Below are 16,444 nucleotides of genomic sequence, written 5' to 3'. Positions count from 1 at the left end.
CGCATGCTCGCGGAGCGGGCCGAACGCTTCATCGTCTGCGGCGCGCGCAACAGTTCCAATACCAACCGCCTGCGTGACGTCGCCCGCTTCCTCAACCGTCCGGCCCTCCTCATCGAGGAAGCGCATGAGCTCGACGCGGATTTCATCGCGCAGGCCGAGACGATAGGCGTCACCGCCGGGGCCTCCGCGCCGGAGGTGATCGTGCAGGAGGTGCTGGAGAGGCTCGCCGGCTGGCGGCAACTGCATGTGGAAGAGGTGACACTGACCCGCGAGACGACGCAGTTCGCGCCGGTCGAACTCGATAATCTGGGAAACCGTCCGGCGTGAGCTTGGATTTTGCAGCTTTTCCCTGCACGAAAAACTCATTCGCCGACACTCTTGCTGCGCTATGCGCGCGAGGCACTAAACTGGTGTCGGAACCAACACCCGTCAGGCGAGGAAAAGCCCCATGTCCGAACTGAAATCGCGCATCGCGCAGCGCATCGTCGCCGCGACGCTGAAAGCCGCCCGCGAAGCCTCGCTCAAGCCCGTGGCGGTCGCGGTCTATGATGCGCGCGGCGCGCTCAAGGCCTTCCAGGCGGAGGACGGCACCAGCCTCAAGCGCGGCGAAATCGCCATGGGCAAGGCCTACGGCGCGATCGCGCTGGGCGTGCCTTCACGCACCGTCGGCGCCATGGCGGTGGAGCGCCCGCATTTCATCGCGGCTGCGAGCCATATCGTCGACGGCCCCCTCGTACCCGCCCCCGGCGGCGTACTGATCCGCGACAAGCGCGGCGCCCTGCTCGGCGCGGTGGGTGTCTCGGGCGATCTCTCCGACAAGGATGAAGCGGCGGCCCTCGCCGGCATCGCCGCCGTCGGCCTCGCGGCGGATGCGGGGACCTGAGCGGACGGAGATTGCGTGATCCGTCCGGCGCAAATGCGCCTTCCCCACAGGTGAGCCCCGGCCCAGTATCACCCCGTCGGCCTTTCGCGTCGGCGGGATCATAACGGACAGGGCGAGGATGGCGGCGACGGGATCACGACCGGACGATCTGAACAAGGCCGTGCTCTACATGGTCTTCGCCGCGTCGCTGATCCCGATGCTGAATGCCAGCGCCAAATATCTCACCGAAGATTACAGCGTGCTGCAGATCACCTGGGCGCGCTATGCCGGGCATTTCGTCTACATGCTGATGGTGTTCGTGCCCTATCGCGGGCTCGCACTCCTGCGCTCGCAGCAGATTCCGCTGCAGCTCCTGCGCTCCAGCCTGCTCTGCATGGCGACGCTGATCTACATCACCGCGCTCGCCTTCGTGCCGCTCACCACCGCTGCGGCGATCAGTTTCACCGCCCCTTTCATCGTTACCACCTTCGCCCCGGTCATTCTGGGCGAACGGGTCAGCCTGCGCCGCTGGATCGCGATCACGGTGGGTTTTGCCGGCGCGCTGATCGTGATCAGGCCGGGCGAGGGCATGAATCTGGCGGCGCTCCTCGTCTTCGGCAGCGCCGCCTCGGCTGCGTTCTACCAGCTGCTCTCGCGCAAGCTCGCCGCCGGCGATCCGGCGGATACCTCGATCACCTATATCGCCGTGACGGGATTCCTGCTCACCAGCCTGCCATTGCCTTTCATCTGGCAGACACCGGGAAGCCTCCTCGACTGGCTGCTCTTCGCCAGCCTCGGTTTCTTCGGCGGGTTTGGCCACTATTTTCTCGTGCGCGCTTTCGAGGTTGCGCCCGCACCCTTCGTCTCGCCCTTCAACTATCTCCAGCTCGCGGGGGCGGTGCTGCTGGGATGGATGGTGTTCGGACAATTGCCGGATCTGTTCGTCTGGCTCGGCTCGGCCATCATCATCGGCAGCGGCGTCTACATCCTCTATTCCGAGCGCGCGAAGGGCATCCCGGTACGCACCGGGCCGGTGCGCTGATCGGCGGCGCGGCGCACGATCAGGCCTCCGCTTGCGCCGGCCATGCTCATCAGCGGCGTTCGCGGCAGGGATTGCTAAGACTGACTTAACGGAAATCATGCTTGGTTTACGCTTGTGCAAACAATGATGCGAATCAGCTGCATTTGATCGACTGATCAGAACTGCACAATCAGGCCAGAACCCTTCGGAGCCGAAAATGGATGCCTTGATACCAGTCGGGACCGGCAGCAATGCCGGAAACCTCGATGCGATGCCCGCAGCGCCTGACCGGTCGGAGGATACACTGCCGGTCATGCGCTCCATTGTACGCCGGATGAACGGCTTCCTCTATCGCTGCCGCAACGATGCCGATTTTACCATGATGTTCATGGAGGGCGCGGTCGATCGCGTCACCGGCTACGATCGTACCGCCTTTACGGGCCCCGAGAAGCGCTCGTATGCCGGCATCATCCACCCCGATGATGCGCAGACGGTGGACGATGCCGTCGCCGCAGCCGTGGAATCGCGCGGCAACTGGGAGGTCGATTACCGGATCCGGCGCGCCGATGGCGGCGAACAATGGGTGCATGAGAGCGGAGGCGGCGTCTACGGACGGGACGGGACACTCTCGCATCTGGAGGGTGTCGTCATCGACGTCAACAGCAAGAAGACCCGCGAGCTTGAGATTTCCACCGCGCTGCTGGAGCGCGTCGGACAGACCAGCCAGGAGATCATCGCCAATACCGGCTCGATCCTGCGCATTCTGAACACCCTCCAGTTGCTGGCCCTGAATGCACGCATCGAGGCCGCGCGCGCCGGCGAATACGGGGCCGGCTTCACCGTCGTCGCGACGGAAATCAAGGCGCTCGCCGATGAGAGCGGCGTTTCGGCGGGCCGCATCACTGAACTCTCCGAGGAGCTCCAGGGCATCCTGCGCCAGAAGGCCTGATCGCGGGCAATGGTGGCAGTCTGCAACGAACGGGGATAAATGACGGTGCATTGACGCGGGAATCATTATAGCGTTTGGCTCAGGAAACCTCATCAGGCCGGGAAGCGTTTTCGAGCGGCGACCGGTCGCATCCCGCGCCACCCCTTCATTGCTTCTTCATGATCAGCCCGCTGCCACCTCCGCCGAGATCACAGGCATGACCCAGGACCAGGGTATCTTTCTCGCCATTCTGGTGGCGACCGTCACGTTGTTCATCTGGGGACGCTGGCGCCACGACATGGTGGCCGTGACTGCGCTGCTGGCCTGTGTGGCGTTCGGCCTCGTCGACCGGGACACGGCCTTCGAGGGCTTCGGCCACCCCGCAGTGGTGACGGTCGCCTGTGTGCTGATCCTGTCGCGCGCCCTGCAGACATCCGGGGCCGTGGATGCGATTGCGCAAAGGTTCATTCCATCGGATGCAGGCACCTTCCTCACCCTTGCCGCCCTGACGATACTCGGCGCGGTCTTGTCCGCCTTCATGAACAATGTCGGAGCGCTGGCGCTCCTGATGCCGGTCGCCATCCAGATGGCGGCGAAGCACGATATCCCGCCCGGCAAGGTTTTGATGCCACTCTCCTTCGGCTCGATTCTCGGGGGGATGACCACGCTGATCGGCACGCCACCGAACCTGATCGTCGCGGGATTTCGCCGCGAGACGGGCGAGAGCGCCTTCAGCATGTTCGCGTTCGCCCCGGTCGGCGTCACCGTCGCGGCCAGCGGCCTGGTCTTCCTGCTGCTATTTGGGCGCAAACTCGTCCCGCAGCGCGGCGGCGGCGAAGGCGAAGGCTTCGAGACCGATGCCTACATGACCGAAGCGCGCGTTCCATCGAAGTCGAAAGCCGTCGGCATGACGCTCAAGCAGGTCGAGAAGGAACTCGATGAGGTCGATGCGACGGTGGTCGGGCTGATTCGCAACGAGGTGCGCATGCGCGCGCCAGACCCGTGGCGCAAGCTGCGCATCGACGACATCCTCGTCGTTGAGGCCGAACCCGATTCGCTCGCAGGGGCGCTGTCGGCGCTGGAGCTCAAGCTCGAGGAAGACAAGCCGCGCGATCCCGATGCACCCGAGGCCAGGGCCGATGCCGAGGACGAGGACAACCGCGACGAGGAGGTGAGCGTCATCGAAATGGTGGTGCTGCCCAATTCGTCTCTGATCGGCCGCTCCGCTGCCGATATCCATCTGCGCACGCGCTTTGCCATCAACATGCTCGCGGTTTCGCGTCAGGGCCAGCGTTCGCGGGCGCGGCTGCGCACCTTCCGATTGCGGGCGGGTGATGTGCTGCTGTTGCAGGGCGCGCCCCAGCGTCTGTCCGAATTCGCGACCCAGTTCGCGCTCGTCCCGCTGGCTGAGCGGTCCGTGCGTATTCCCGATGCTCGCCAGGCGCTGATGGCGCTCACGATCATGGGCGTGGCCATCAGCTTCGCCGCCTTCGGTTTGCTTCCGGCGGCGATTGCCTTCGCCTTTGGCGTCCTCGCAGTGATGGCTCTTCGGATCATTCCGCCGCGCAATATCTACAATGCCATCGACTGGCCGGTAATCGTGCTGCTCGGCGCCCTGATACCGGTCGCCGGAGCCATGGCGGAGACCGGAACCGCCGAACTCATCGCCAATACGATGATGACCCATGTCGCGCAGGGCAACGCGATCATCGCGCTCGCGATCATGATCATCGCCACCATGACGCTGTCGGATTTCATGAACAACGCCGCCACCGCCGCCGTGATGTGTCCCATCGCCATCGGTGCGGCGAGTGCGCTCGGGGTCAGCGCCGATCCGCTGCTTATGGGCGTGGCCGTGGGAGCCTCCTGCGCATTTCTCACGCCGATCGGCCATCAGAACAACACGCTGATTCTGGGCCCCGGCGGATTTCGCTTCGGCGATTACTGGAAACTCGGCCTGCCGCTCGAGGCGATCGTCATCGCCGTCAGCGTGCCGCTGATTCCGCTGGTCTGGTCATTCTGAGACTTGCCTTTCTCTCAGATATGAGAAATATTCTCGTATATGAGAGAGCATGCATCATACATCGCCATGGACAGCCGCATCGCCACGCGGCTGCGTCAGCTTCGCTACGCTGCCAATCTGTCGCTGGAACAGCTCGAAACCGCCAGTGGCGTGAGCCGCTCGACGCTCTCGCGCCTCGAAAAGGCGCAGACGAGCGCCACGGCAGAAACGCTCGGGCGGCTTTGCGCCGTGTTCGGCCTGCCCGTATCGCGGCTCCTCCAGGAGGTCGAGGAAACGCCCTCACCGCATCTGCCGCATGATGCGCAACCGGTCTGGCACGACCCGGCCACCGGCATGGTGCGGCGCGTGATCTCGCCACCTGCGGAGGGGCTCACCGGCGAGATCATCGGCTGTACACTGCCGGCGGGCACGGTGATCGCCTATCCTGCCCCGCCAAGACCGGGGCTGGAGCATCACCTCGTCCTCCAGGAAGGGGCGCTGTGCGTCACGCTCGGCGGCGAGGATCATCGTCTCGCCCCCGGCGATTGCCTGCGCTACCGGCTGCACGGTTCGAGCCGGTTCGAAACACCGCCGGATCAAGGCGCCAGCTATCTGCTCTTCATGCTCTGAGGCTGCCCCATGACCAACCCGCCCGAACCGCCCGCATCCGGGTTCAGCCTCATGCGGATCGAGGCTGCGGCGATGTCCGATGCGCTCGATGACCTCGCCGGGATCCTGCATGCCTGCGTCAGCGACGGCGCCGCCGTCAGCTTCATCCTGCCCTTCGCGCGCGACGATGCCCGCGCCTTCTGGCGCGACAGCGTCCTGCCGCAGGTCGAAGCGGGCGCGACGATCCTGCTCGCGGCCCGTGACGAGACCGACGGGCGCCTCGTCGGCACGGTCCAGCTTGGCATCGACACGCCGCCGAACCAGCCCCATCGCGCCGATCTGAAGAAGCTGCTCGTGCATCCGCGCGCGCGCCGGCGTGGGATCGCCCGGGCTTTGATCACGCGATTGGAGGGCGAAGCGCAGGCCTGTGGGCGCAGCATGATTACCCTCGATACCCGCACAGGAGACATGGCGGAGCCGCTTTACCGGGCCATGGGCTACGAAGAAGCAGGCGTCATCCCCGATTACAGCCTCGACGTCACCGGAACGCGGCTGGAAGCCACGACGGTGTTTTACAAGCGGTTGAACGGGAAATAGGTTTCGCAAGCGCGCCATGCATGGCCGGACATGTATGGACGGACATGTATGGACGGACATGGCATGCATCCGCAAGGATGGGGCATTGCGGCAAGGATTCACGGCGAGCCAAGCCGCCCGGATGCAGCCATAAGCGGCAGCGGTATTGCCGTGAATTTCGAGGATTTCGACGTTTTCAAGATGGTGGGCGCGGCTGGGATTGAACCAGCGACCCCTACGATGTCAACGTAGTGCTCTCCCGCTGAGCTACGCGCCCATCTTGGCCTGGCATTGCGGCGCCATCGGTGCCGCTCTGCCGTGGGAGCGCGTATAGCGAACCCGCTTCGGCGGCGCAAGCGGCTTGATCAGGAAATCTTCACGCGGCGAGGAGTTTTTCGACTTCGCCGACGAGATCCTTCAGATGGAATGGCTTCGACAGCACCTTGGCATCCTTGGGCGTCTCCGAATCGGCATTGAGCGCCACCGCCGCAAAGCCGGTGATGAACATCACCTTGATATCCGGGTCGAGCTCGGTCGCCCGGCGGGCGAGCTCGATTCCGTCCATCTCGGGCATCACGATATCGGTGAGCAGCAGCTCGAACGGCTCCTCGCGCAGCCGGTTATAGGCCGACAGCCCGTTATCGAACGAGGCCACGTCGTAGCCCGCATTCTGGAGCGCCTTCACGAGGAAGCGGCGCATGTCGTTGTCGTCTTCGGCGAGTAGAATTTTCATGGTGTCCCGCATTGCCGATCCCGGCTTACCTTCCATCTTTCCCATAAGGCCCCGCCCCGGTAAACATCGCGTGAAAGCAAATGTCGCGACAGCGGAAAAACAGCGCGTACACGCGCATGCGCAGATGAACACGGCGCAGGCGCGGTGATACGATCGCGACCGATATCGCACAGATACGCTCTTGCCATCCGCGCTCTCGCGCGAAACATTAGAAGCGTTGTTCAACAGGGCAATGCCGGGCCTTGTGAGCAAATGCCGGCGTGATGATAAGGGCGAAGGGCTGCGTGCATTGAAGGACGCGACTGACATGACGGGCATCGCGGCGGGCGGCCCGACCGGCGAGAGCAGCGGCCCCGCCGCCCTGTTCGATCCGCCTTTCGCGGTCGCCCTGCCCGACCGACCGGTCGGCGGCTTCGTTTTCGATTCGCCTCATTCCGGCGCGTTCTATCCGCAGGCCTTCCTCGAGGGCGGGCGCCTGAGCGCGCATACGATTCGCCGTTCCGAGGACGCTTTTGTCGACAGGCTGTTCGCGCCGATGGTCGTCCATGGCGCGCCCCTGATCCGCGCGCTGTTTCCACGCGCCTATCTCGATCTCAACCGCGAGCCCTACGAGCTTGATCCGCGCATGTTCGAAGGCCGCCTGCCCGCTTTCGCCAATACCCGCTCGATCCGCGTCGCCGGCGGTCTCGGCACGATCCCGCGCATCGTCGCGGACGGGCACGAAATCTATGCCGGGCGCATCCCCGTGCATGAGGGGCTGGCGCGGATCGAGACGCTCTACAAGCCCTATCACCGCGCCCTGCGGCGGTTGATCACCAGAACGCAAAATCGGTTCGGCTATACCTGCCTGATTGATTGCCATTCAATGCCCTCGACCAGCCTCTCTGCCGAATCACTCGGCCAGGTCGACATCGTTCTCGGCGACCGCTACGGATCGAGCTGCAGCCATGTGCTGACGGATCTGGTCGAGGTGGCGCTCCGGGCACGCGGGTTCGGCGTGATGCGCAACAAGCCGTATGCCGGCGGCTTCATCACCGAACATTACGGCGAGCCTTCAGGCCATCGCCACGCGCTGCAGATCGAGGTCAACCGTGCGCTCTACATGCATGAGGCGACGCTGACACCGCATGCCTGGTTTGACGAGATCTCACGCGCGCTCTGCGCGGCGCTCGCCGAGGTGCTCGCCGCAGGCGAGGTTTTCGCCGCACGCCCCTTCGAGCCGCCTGCCATCGCGGCGGAGTGATCCGCCTGCTCTGCTCACGCCTCGCAAAAAAGCGGGACCAGCTCCCGCCGGTCCCGTCAAAGGTGGCGTGGCATCCGCTCTGATCGGCTGCAGATGCCACACGAGGGTCCGCCTCGAAACTTCTTCGGATGCCGGGATCACTTCTGCTTGACGATGATCGGCGTCATCAGATCACCCCAGTAACCGTCCTGGTGGTGATGGCGTGAGGCGCGCTGCAATTCGACAGAGAGGCCTGAATTCACGGCCTCCGCGACGGCGGCGTTGAGGCGGTGGAGCTGGTTGGCGAGCATGCGGATTGCCGCCTGCTGCTGCTCGTCCATGGTGGTCGCCAGATCTTCGGCGCGTTCCTTGACGTTGGGCATGATCGTATCTCCCTGAGGACTGTTGCGGATGGTGGGCGGGGCTCATCGCCCACCCGACCGGAATGCTCACTCGGCTGCGTGCAGCTTTGGCTCGTCCTTGGCGAACTGGGCCGTCTCGGTGGAGGCGCCCATCGCCGTGGTCGAGGAGCGTCCGCCCGTGATCGTCATCGACACCTGGTCAAAATAGCCGGTGCCGACTTCGCGCTGGTGGCGGGTGGCGGTGAAGCCGTTCGCCTCGGCAGCAAATTCCGCCTGCTGCATCTCGGAATAGGCGCCCATGCCGCGATCTCGGTAGCCACGGGCCAGCTCGAACATCGACAGGTTGAGCGAGTGGAAGCCCGCCAGCGTGACGAACTGGAACCTGTAGCCCATCGCGCCGAGCTCGCGCTGGAACTGCTCGATCGTCTGCGGGTCGAGATTCTTGCGCCAGTTGAACGAGGGCGAGCAGTTATAGGCGAGCAGCTTGCCGGGATATTTCGCGTGGATCGCCTCGGCGAAGCGGCGCGCCTCGTCCAGATCCGGCCGCGACGTCTCCCACCACAGGATGTCCGCCGTCTCGGCAAAGGCGAGGCCGCGTGCGATGCAGTGATCAACGCCGGTGCCTTCCTTGAGGCGGTAGAAACCCTCCGGCGTACGGCTGTCGGGCTCGATGAACGGGCGGTCGCGCTCATCGACATCGGAGGTGATCAGCCGGGCCGATTCCGCATCGGTGCGGCACATGACCATGGTGGGCACGCCCATCACGTCCGCGGCGAGGCGCGCGGCATTCAGATTCCGCTCATGCGCGGCGGTGGGAATGAGCACCTTGCCGCCCAGATGCCCGCACTTCTTCTCCGAGGCGAGCTGATCCTCGAAATGCACGCCCGCAGCGCCCGCCTCGATGAAGGCCTTCATGATCTCGTAGGCGTTGAGCGGCCCGCCGAAACCGGCCTCGGCATCGGCCACGATCGGGGCGAACCAGTCGCGCTGGGCGCCACCTTCCGCATGCTCGATCTCGTCAGCGCGCTTGAGGGTGCGGTTGATGCGCCGGCACAGTTCCGGGGCGCCGTTTGCCGGGTAGAGTGACTGGTCCGGATACATCTGCGAGGCGGTGTTGGAATCGGCGGCGACCTGCCAGCCGGAGAGGTAGATCGCCTTGAGCCCGGCGCGCACCTGCTGCATGGCCTGGTTGCCGGTCATCGCGCCCAACGTGTTGATGAAGGGCTCGTCATGCAACAGCTCCCACAGCTTCACCGCGCCACGCTCGGCGAGCGTGTGGGCGATGGGGAAGGAGCCGCGCAGCCGCAACACATCCTCCGGCGTATAGGGCCGGCGAATACCGTCGAAGCGGCCTTCCGGCGCGGCGGGAACGAGGTCCTGGAAGGTCGTCTTGCTCATCTGTGTCTCCTCAACATTCTCGACATATTTTTTACAACTTTGGTCGTAGCGATCTGACTTCGTCTCAATTAACCGCTGGAACCTGTCCCAATTGATGCTATGTTGCGCTGCGATGGACAAGACGGACAATTTTTGGAAAAAGTCGCAGTGTCGAAATGCGACTGCTGTTGATCTGTAAAATTGTCAAAATTTGTAAAAGGCGAAGCTGATGAGCGACGATGCAGCACGCAAGATCATGGCCGGCGGGCGCCTGCGCCGCCTGCGCCAGGAGCTCGGTCTCTCCCAGACCGGGATGGCGACGGAGCTCGGCATCTCGGTGAGCTATCTCAACCTGATCGAGCGCAACCAGCGCCCGGTGACGGCGCAGGTGCTGATCAGGCTGGCCGAGGTCTACGACATCGACCCGCGCGAATTCGCCCGTGAGGAGGAATTGCGCATCGTCGGTGAACTGGAGGAGATCTTCGCCGATCCGCTGTTTCGCGATTCCCCCGTCCCGCGTGGCGCACTGCGTGAGATCGCCGATACGACACCGACGCTCGCCACCGCGATCCAGCGGCTCTATGCGGCCTATGGGCAGTTGCGCGAAGGCGGCCCGCTGGCGAACGGGCCGGGCGATGCGGACCGTGCCGAGGGCGCGACCCCGGAGCAGCCCGTCGAGCGGGTGCGCGATTTCCTGCATGCGGCCAACAACCATTTCCCCGAGCTTGAGGCCGCAGCCGAGCGGGTGGCGCAGGAACTCGGGGAATCCGGCCCGAACCTGTTCTTCGCGCTGTCGGAGCGCCTGCGCGAGCGCCACGGCCTGCGTGTGCAGATCCTGCCCGTCGACGTGATGCAATCGGCCCTGCGCCGCTTCGACCGCCATCGTCGGCGGCTGATGATCTCGGAGCTGGTCGAGCCGTCCGGGCGCACCTTCCAGGCTGCCTACCAGCTCGCCTTCGCAGAATGCGCCGAGACCATCGCACGCATCGCCGATACGCTCGAATCACGCGACGGGGCGGTGCGGCGGCTGGTGCGGATCACGCTGGCGAACTACTTCGCCGCCGCCGTGATGATGCCCTACGCACCGTTCCTGCAGGCGGCGGAGGCGCTCGCCTATGATGTCGAGGTCCTGTGCGCGCGTTTCGGGGCAAGCTTCGAGCAGGTCGCCCACCGACTCACCACGCTGGCGCGCCCGAGCGCACGCGGCGTGCCGTTCTTTCTGGTGCGGGTCGATACGGCCGGAAACGTGTCGAAGCGGTTTTCCTCCGGCTCATTCCCGTTTTCGCGCTTCGGTGGCACCTGCCCGCGCTGGAACCTGCATCACACCTTCCGCTCGCCAGGCCGGGTGCTCTGCGATGTCGTCGAACTCCCGGACGGCGCGCGCTGGTTCTCGCTGGCGCGCACTGTCCGGCGCAATGCGCAGGCCTGGGGCGAGCCGGAAGCGCAATTCACCATCGGGCTCGGTTGCGAGCTGAAATACGCCAGCCGTCTGGTCTATGCAAAGGGGATGGACTGGAAGCTGCGCGAGCCCACGCCGATCGGCGTGAATTGCCGGCTCTGCGAGCGGCAGAATTGCGCCCAGCGTGCCGCACCGCCGATCCTCCGACAGCTTAGCGTCGACGAAACCACGCGCGGCGTCTCGCCCTTCGCCTTCGAGAGCTGAGGCCACAACGCGCGTGCCCGTGCCGCCTTGCACGAAAGGGCCTTTACCTGCCCGCCCGCGCGCGCATCATGGCCCGACAATATCAAGCGCCCCGCATGGCGGCGGCGATGAAGGGGAGGATCGCATGCATGTTCTCGTGACCGGCGCCGCCGGAATGATCGGTCGTAAACTCGTGGAACGCCTCGCCGAAGAGGGGCGGATCGGTGGCGTCGAGATAACCGGAGCCACCCTCCACGACATCGTCGCGCCGCAGGCCCCCTCCTTCGCGCCGTTCACCGTAGAGAGCATCGCCGCCGATTTCGCCGATCCCGCCGTGCCGGCGCGGCTGGTTTCCGGAAAGCCCGATCTGATCTTCCACCTTGCCGCTATCGTCTCTGGCGAGGCGGAGACCGATTTTGACAAGGGCTACGCCATCAATCTCGACGGGACGCGGCGTCTGTTCGATGCGGTACGCGCGCTCTCAAGCGATGGCGAGCCCTATCACCCGCGTATCGTCTATGCCTCCTCTGTCGCCGCCTTCGGCGCCCCCCTGCCCGATCTGATCGACGACGAATTCCTGCAGGCGCCGCTGACGAGCTACGGCACGCAGAAGGTCATCGGCGAATTGCTTTTGACCGATTACACCCGCAAGGGAATCTTCACCGGCATCGGCATTCGCCTGCCCACGATCTGCGTGCGTCCCGGCAAGCCCAACAAGGCGGCATCCGGCTTCTTCTCGAATATTATCCGCGAGCCGCTGGCGGGCCATGAGGCAGTGCTGCCGGTGGATGAGAGCGTGACGCACTGGCACGCCTCGCCACGCTCGGCCATCGGCTTCATGATGCATGCCGCGACGCTGGAGAGCGAGAAGATCGGCCCGCGCCGCAATCTCAACATGCCGGGCGTACGCGCCACCGTCGGCGAGCAGATCGAAGCCCTGCGCAGGATCGCCGGCGAGAACGTCGTGGCCCGCATCCGCCGGGAGCCCGACGAGATGATCCGCGCCATCGTCGGAAACTGGGCGCGCGGCTTCTCGCCAAAGCGTGCGCTGGCGCTCGGTTTCACGGCGGATGAGAGCTTCGAGGCGATCATCCGGACGCATATCGAGGACGAACTCGACGGCGCATTCGTGCGCTGAGCATCACGCCAGAAGGACAGTTTTTTCGCCGCCGCCCCTTGCCGTCTGCCCTTAATTCGGCAACCTCCCGCATATCCGCCGGTTACACCGGCACTCGACCGGACCTTCGTGCATCATCGGCATGCAGGGTCCGGCTGCGGAAAAGGTGCGATGGACGAAGCAAACACGATCTGCCCGGTGATCCTGTGCGGTGGCGCGGGTACGCGTCTGTGGCCGCTATCCCGCAAGAGCTATCCCAAGCAGTTTGCACAATTGCTCGGACGCGAGAGCCTGTTCCAGGGCACGGTGCGGCGCATGGCCGAGGCCGGCTTTGCGGCACCGCTGACGATCACGGGGGAGGATTTTCGCTTCATCGTCACCGAGCAGCTCGCCGCCGTCGAGCAGGTTGCCCGCGCCACCCTGATCGAACCGGAGCCGCGTAACACCGCGCCCGCCATCCTCGCCGCCGCTTTGTGGCTGCGTGAGAGCAATCCCGATGCGCTGATGCTCGTCGCCCCGTCCGATCACGTGATTCCCGACACGCCGGCGTTCCGCGCGAGCGTCACCGCCGCGATCCCGGCGGCGCAGGCGGGGACGCTCGTCACCTTTGGCGTGACGCCGACGCGCCCGGAAACGGGCTACGGCTATCTGGCCCTGACGCCGGAGGCGGATCTGCAGGCGGTTGTGCCGCAGCCGCTGGCGGGTTTCGTCGAAAAGCCGGATGCCGCGCGTGCGGCACAGATGCTGACCGAGGGGCGTTTTCTGTGGAATGCCGGCATCTTTCTCTTTTCGGTCAAGGCACTGATTGCCGCATTCAACCGCCATGCGCCCGATCTCATGGAGCCTGTCGCCGGCGCCGTGGCGCAGTCGCAGGCCGATCTGGGCTTCACCCGCCTCGCCGCCGAATCGTGGGCACAGGCGCGCGATATCTCGATCGACTATGCCATCATGGAGAATGCCGACAATCTTGCCGCCGTGCCGCTGACGGCGCATTGGTCCGACCTCGGCGGCTGGGAGGCGGTCTGGCAGGAAAGCGGGCCGGACGGGCAGGGTAACGTCGTCTCCGGCCATGCGCTCGCACAGGATTGCCGCGGCACGCTGCTGCGCTCCGAGGCGGAAGGGCTCGAACTCGTCGGGATCGGCCTCGACAATATCGTCGCGGTGGCAATGAAGGACGCTGTCCTGGTCGCACGCAAGGACCGGGCGCAGGAGGTCAAGGATGCCGTCGCAACGCTCAAGGCTCAGGGCGTGGCACAAGCCACCGCCTTCCCGCGCGATCATCGCCCATGGGGCTGGTTCGAGAGCCTCGCCGTCGGCGACCGCTTCCAGGTCAAGCGGATCGTGGTGCATCCGGGCGGCGCCCTGTCGCTCCAGAGCCACATGCACCGCTCCGAACACTGGATCGTGGTGGCCGGGACGGCGCGTGTCACCATCGACGGACAGGAAAGCCTCCTCGGGGAGAACGAGTCGGTCTATATTCCGCTTGGCTGCGTGCACCGTCTGGAGAATCCCGGCAAGCTGCCGATGGTTCTGATCGAGGTGCAGACCGGGGCCTATCTGGGTGAGGACGACATCATCCGCTACGAAGACATCTACGCGCGTCGCTGACACCAACGGGAGGAAAGATCATGGACGAAGACCGATTCAACATGGAAATGCGCAAGTTTCTCAAGGAAGTCGGCGTCACCTCCCAGCGCGAGATCGAGCGTCTCGTGCGCGACGGCGCGGTCAAGGGCGGCGAATTGCGCCTGCGCATGACGCTGACCGCGGAGAATGCCGATCTCGAACACGTCGTCGAACGCACATTGCCGGTGCCCGACGAATCGTGATCGCGCACGGCGCCCTTAACGGTCTTGCGGCGGGATGCGCCTGATCCGCTCGACATGGGCCTTGATATCCTCGCAACTGAACTTGCTGTGGACCCGTCTGGTGGAAGCGGGATGGTATTGCAGGCCGAGCTTCCTGTCGGCGCGCCAGGCCTTCATCGGGCGAATCGGGCGTGGCACGAAGCCGCCTCCGCAAGTCGGGCAGACATTATGCAGCACGTTCTCGACGCAATCAGCGCAGTAGGTGCATTCATAGGTGCAGATGCGCGCCTCGGTCGATTGCGGCGGCAGGTCCTTGTCACACCATTCGCAATTCGGGCGCAATTCGAGCATCGATGGCCTCCCTCGGGACATTTGCGCCGGCTATCTGACGGCTTGTCGGCGCAGCGCGCACCATATTATGGCGCAATCCCTCATGCGTGAATGAAGCATTCAATCACTTCAGATTTTGCGGAACATGCATCGGCAGATCTGTCATCCGATGTGGAATTTCGTCACGTGCGCGCTTGCGGGCGCTATCACGGCGGACACGGACCGGCTATGCATTGATACATGCGTGACAGCAGGCGAGTCGATCATCAGGCGCTGACACAGGGCGCATTCTCGGGCGCGGCGGCCTTCGCGAAAGCCGCTCCTCTCGTTGTGCTCGACACGGTGATCCTCGCCGCGCTCGTCGATCTGGCCCGACGGCTGATGCTGCCGACGGGCTCCACCTCGCCCTATCTGGTCGGCACGCTGGAGGCGGTGCTCGGCGTCTTCGTGTTTGCGCCGCTGATCATCGCCGCCCATCGCTACAGCGTGGCGGGAATGATCACGCCGCGCCTCACCGGATCCCTCGCCGGGCCGATATTCGGGCGCTTCGTCAAGGCGTCGCTGATCCTGTCGCTGATCACTGTGGCCGGTTATGGTGGTGGCGCGTTTCTCTCTGAAGCGCTCGACCCGCCGCTCGGCACCGCCGTCTTCTTCATGGCCTTCGCCGCGACCATCGCCCTGTCGGTGCGTTTAGGCCCTCTGTTTCCCGCCATCTCCGTGAATGCGAACGGCGCGAGCTGGGGCGCCGCCTGGCGCGATACGGCGGGGCACGGCTGGGCAATCTTCTTCGTGCTCGCCATATGCAGCCTGCCTTTCATACTCCTGGGCCTGCCGCTCGAAACCGCCATGCGCGAGGTGGAGATCCTGCGCGTCGCGGGGCTGCTCCTGACCCTCGTGCGCGCCGTGATCGAAACCGGCTGGACCCTGGTGCTCGCCTGCGCGGCGGGGCTGATCTACAAGGAACTCGCGCGCGAATTGCTGCTCGCACCGCCCTCCGGGGGCGCGTCGGGAGGCAATCATGGCTGAGGCTGCCGATAAGACGGTGCTGCAGGATTTTCCGGCAAAGCCCGATCTCGCCGAGTCGATTCGCGCCTGGCTCTCGCGTCTTGCCTTCGAGCGCCGCGCCTCGCCGAAGACGCTGCAGGCCTATGCGCGCGATCTGCGCCAGTTCACACAATTCCTCGTCGATCATCTCGGCGAGCCGGCGGATCGCGCAGCCTTTGCCGCCCTCGCCCCCATGGATGTGCGCGCCTTCCTCGCCGCGCGCCGCCGTCAAGGCATCGAGAGCCGCTCGCTGATGCGCCAGCTCGCGGCGTTGCGCGGCTTCGCCCGCCATCTCGCGCAGGAGGGCTACGGCGATGCCGCAGCGTTCTTCGCCGTGCGGGGGCCGCGCACCGCCAAGACGCTTCCCCGCCCCATCGGTGCGGAAGACGCCCGCGCCACCGCCTCGACCGCGACGCGGGCGGGCTCACCCCGCGAGCCCTGGATCCTCGCCCGTGACGCCGCCGTGCTCGGCCTGCTCTACGGGGCGGGGCTGCGCATTTCCGAGGCGCTCGGCATCCGCGCCGGTGATGCGCCCGTGGGCGATCGCGACAGCATCCTCGTCACGGGCAAGGGCGGCAAGCAGCGCGCCGTGCCGGTGATCGTGCCGGTGCGCGCGGCCATCGCCGATTATCTCGCGCAATGCCCCTATGTGCTGAACGACGACGAGCCGCTTTTCGTCGGCGCGCGCGGCGGGCCGCTCTCGGCGCGCGTCGTGCAGCTCGCCATGGCGGAAGTGCGCGGCGCCCTCGGCCTGCCCGACAGCGCCACGCCGCATGCTTTGCGCCATTCCTTCGCGACGCATCTGCTGGCC

General features: G+C 65.3%; 17 protein-coding genes, 1 tRNA gene and 1 pseudogene. 14 read left to right on the top strand and 5 right to left on the bottom strand.

Annotated features, from left to right (window positions below; genetic code table 11):
• The 7 genes and pseudogenes from ispH to VKP01_RS01080 all read left to right on the top strand — a co-directional run.
• Positions 1-327: pseudogene (ispH, locus tag VKP01_RS01110) on the top strand (4-hydroxy-3-methylbut-2-enyl diphosphate reductase); the annotation flags it as partial.
• Positions 328-448: 121 nt separating this feature from the next.
• Complete coding sequence (locus tag VKP01_RS01105; protein ID WP_324409796.1) at positions 449-883, top strand: GlcG/HbpS family heme-binding protein; 435 nt, start codon at positions 449-451, stop codon at positions 881-883.
• Between the two features lie 118 nt (positions 884-1,001).
• On the top strand, positions 1,002-1,904 hold the full coding sequence (locus VKP01_RS01100) for a DMT family transporter (protein WP_324409795.1): 903 nt from the start codon (positions 1,002-1,004) through the stop codon (positions 1,902-1,904).
• A gap of 196 nt (positions 1,905-2,100) precedes the next feature.
• Positions 2,101-2,832 (top strand): methyl-accepting chemotaxis protein, encoded by a 732-nt coding sequence (locus VKP01_RS01095; RefSeq protein WP_324409794.1) that lies wholly within the window; start codon positions 2,101-2,103, stop codon positions 2,830-2,832.
• Positions 2,833-3,028: 196 nt separating this feature from the next.
• Complete coding sequence (locus VKP01_RS01090) at positions 3,029-4,834, top strand: SLC13 family permease (protein ID WP_324409793.1); 1,806 nt, start codon at positions 3,029-3,031, stop codon at positions 4,832-4,834.
• A 66-nt stretch (positions 4,835-4,900) separates the two neighbouring features.
• Positions 4,901-5,443 (top strand): XRE family transcriptional regulator, encoded by a 543-nt coding sequence (locus tag VKP01_RS01085; RefSeq protein WP_324409792.1) that lies wholly within the window; start codon positions 4,901-4,903, stop codon positions 5,441-5,443.
• Positions 5,444-5,452: 9 nt separating this feature from the next.
• A complete protein-coding gene (locus VKP01_RS01080) occupies positions 5,453-6,019 on the top strand; it encodes a GNAT family N-acetyltransferase (RefSeq protein WP_324409791.1) in 567 nt (188 codons plus the stop codon).
• 181 nt (positions 6,020-6,200) lie between these two features.
• On the opposite strand, the gene VKP01_RS01075 is transcribed toward VKP01_RS01080, so the two are convergent.
• A tRNA-Val gene (locus VKP01_RS01075) sits at positions 6,201-6,275 on the bottom strand.
• A gap of 99 nt (positions 6,276-6,374) precedes the next feature.
• Positions 6,375-6,731, bottom strand: coding sequence for a cell cycle two-component system response regulator CpdR (cpdR, locus tag VKP01_RS01070; protein ID WP_228695682.1), 357 nt, complete (start codon positions 6,729-6,731; stop codon positions 6,375-6,377).
• Between the two features lie 307 nt (positions 6,732-7,038).
• Between cpdR and VKP01_RS01065 the strand changes: the two genes are divergently transcribed.
• Positions 7,039-7,974: an N-formylglutamate amidohydrolase gene (locus VKP01_RS01065; protein WP_324409790.1), complete on the top strand. Its 936-nt coding sequence runs from the start codon at positions 7,039-7,041 to the stop codon at positions 7,972-7,974.
• A 137-nt stretch (positions 7,975-8,111) separates the two neighbouring features.
• Here VKP01_RS01065 and VKP01_RS01060 read toward each other — a convergent pair whose 3' ends face one another.
• Together VKP01_RS01060 and aceA are read right to left on the bottom strand one after the other, a co-directional pair.
• On the bottom strand, positions 8,112-8,336 hold the full coding sequence (locus VKP01_RS01060) for a hypothetical protein (RefSeq protein ID WP_324409789.1): 225 nt from the start codon (positions 8,334-8,336) through the stop codon (positions 8,112-8,114).
• A gap of 66 nt (positions 8,337-8,402) precedes the next feature.
• A complete protein-coding gene (gene aceA / locus VKP01_RS01055; protein WP_324409788.1) occupies positions 8,403-9,713 on the bottom strand; it encodes an isocitrate lyase in 1,311 nt (436 codons plus the stop codon).
• A gap of 208 nt (positions 9,714-9,921) precedes the next feature.
• On the opposite strand from aceA, the gene VKP01_RS01050 reads away from it, so the two are divergent.
• The 4 genes from VKP01_RS01050 (at position 9,922) to VKP01_RS01035 (ending at position 14,280) form a co-directional block, all read left to right on the top strand.
• Entirely contained in the window at positions 9,922-11,355 is a 1,434-nt protein-coding gene (locus VKP01_RS01050) for a helix-turn-helix domain-containing protein (protein ID WP_324409787.1), read from the top strand.
• A gap of 124 nt (positions 11,356-11,479) precedes the next feature.
• Positions 11,480-12,472 carry a D-erythronate dehydrogenase gene (gene denD / locus VKP01_RS01045; RefSeq protein ID WP_324409786.1) on the top strand — a complete coding sequence of 331 codons (993 nt, stop codon included), beginning with the start codon at positions 11,480-11,482 and terminating at the stop codon, positions 12,470-12,472.
• 150 nt (positions 12,473-12,622) lie between these two features.
• Positions 12,623-14,059: a mannose-1-phosphate guanylyltransferase/mannose-6-phosphate isomerase gene (locus VKP01_RS01040; protein ID WP_324409785.1), complete on the top strand. Its 1,437-nt coding sequence runs from the start codon at positions 12,623-12,625 to the stop codon at positions 14,057-14,059.
• A 20-nt stretch (positions 14,060-14,079) separates the two neighbouring features.
• Entirely contained in the window at positions 14,080-14,280 is a 201-nt protein-coding gene (locus tag VKP01_RS01035) for a DUF6494 family protein (RefSeq protein ID WP_074443288.1), read from the top strand.
• A 15-nt stretch (positions 14,281-14,295) separates the two neighbouring features.
• Here the strand turns inward: VKP01_RS01035 and VKP01_RS01030 are convergent, their stop codons facing one another.
• On the bottom strand, positions 14,296-14,610 hold the full coding sequence (locus VKP01_RS01030) for a DUF1272 domain-containing protein (RefSeq protein WP_324409784.1): 315 nt from the start codon (positions 14,608-14,610) through the stop codon (positions 14,296-14,298).
• Between the two features lie 219 nt (positions 14,611-14,829).
• Between VKP01_RS01030 and VKP01_RS01025 the strand changes: the two genes are divergently transcribed.
• Positions 14,830-15,615: a hypothetical protein gene (locus VKP01_RS01025; protein WP_324409783.1), complete on the top strand. Its 786-nt coding sequence runs from the start codon at positions 14,830-14,832 to the stop codon at positions 15,613-15,615.
• A partial coding sequence (locus VKP01_RS01020; RefSeq protein ID WP_324409782.1) for a tyrosine-type recombinase/integrase occupies positions 15,608-16,444 on the top strand: 837 nt, incomplete at its 3' end. The genes VKP01_RS01025 and VKP01_RS01020, both read left to right, overlap by 8 nt.

It is taken from the genome of Saliniramus sp. (assembly GCF_035311605.1).
Taxonomy (GTDB): domain Bacteria; phylum Pseudomonadota; class Alphaproteobacteria; order Rhizobiales; family Beijerinckiaceae; genus Saliniramus.
The sequence above is the reverse complement of the archived record's forward strand: the minus strand, read 5'-3'. Positions and strand labels throughout refer to the sequence as shown.

Coding starts and splice junctions, on each gene's coding strand:
- VKP01_RS01060 (WP_324409789.1), bottom strand. CDS start 8,336: ATGCCCAACGTCAAGGAACGCGCCGAAGATCTGGCGACCACCATGGAC.
- denD (WP_324409786.1), top strand. CDS start 11,480: ATGCATGTTCTCGTGACCGGCGCCGCCGGAATGATCGGTCGTAAACTC.
- VKP01_RS01100 (WP_324409795.1), top strand. CDS start 1,002: ATGGCGGCGACGGGATCACGACCGGACGATCTGAACAAGGCCGTGCTC.
- VKP01_RS01035 (WP_074443288.1), top strand. CDS start 14,080: ATGGACGAAGACCGATTCAACATGGAAATGCGCAAGTTTCTCAAGGAA.
- cpdR (WP_228695682.1), bottom strand. CDS start 6,731: ATGAAAATTCTACTCGCCGAAGACGACAACGACATGCGCCGCTTCCTC.
- VKP01_RS01065 (WP_324409790.1), top strand. CDS start 7,039: ATGACGGGCATCGCGGCGGGCGGCCCGACCGGCGAGAGCAGCGGCCCC.
- VKP01_RS01040 (WP_324409785.1), top strand. CDS start 12,623: ATGGACGAAGCAAACACGATCTGCCCGGTGATCCTGTGCGGTGGCGCG.
- VKP01_RS01025 (WP_324409783.1), top strand. CDS start 14,830: ATGCGTGACAGCAGGCGAGTCGATCATCAGGCGCTGACACAGGGCGCA.
- aceA (WP_324409788.1), bottom strand. CDS start 9,713: ATGAGCAAGACGACCTTCCAGGACCTCGTTCCCGCCGCGCCGGAAGGC.
- VKP01_RS01095 (WP_324409794.1), top strand. CDS start 2,101: ATGGATGCCTTGATACCAGTCGGGACCGGCAGCAATGCCGGAAACCTC.
- VKP01_RS01085 (WP_324409792.1), top strand. CDS start 4,901: ATGGACAGCCGCATCGCCACGCGGCTGCGTCAGCTTCGCTACGCTGCC.
- VKP01_RS01050 (WP_324409787.1), top strand. CDS start 9,922: ATGAGCGACGATGCAGCACGCAAGATCATGGCCGGCGGGCGCCTGCGC.
- VKP01_RS01090 (WP_324409793.1), top strand. CDS start 3,029: ATGACCCAGGACCAGGGTATCTTTCTCGCCATTCTGGTGGCGACCGTC.
- VKP01_RS01030 (WP_324409784.1), bottom strand. CDS start 14,610: ATGCTCGAATTGCGCCCGAATTGCGAATGGTGTGACAAGGACCTGCCG.
- VKP01_RS01105 (WP_324409796.1), top strand. CDS start 449: ATGTCCGAACTGAAATCGCGCATCGCGCAGCGCATCGTCGCCGCGACG.
- VKP01_RS01080 (WP_324409791.1), top strand. CDS start 5,453: ATGACCAACCCGCCCGAACCGCCCGCATCCGGGTTCAGCCTCATGCGG.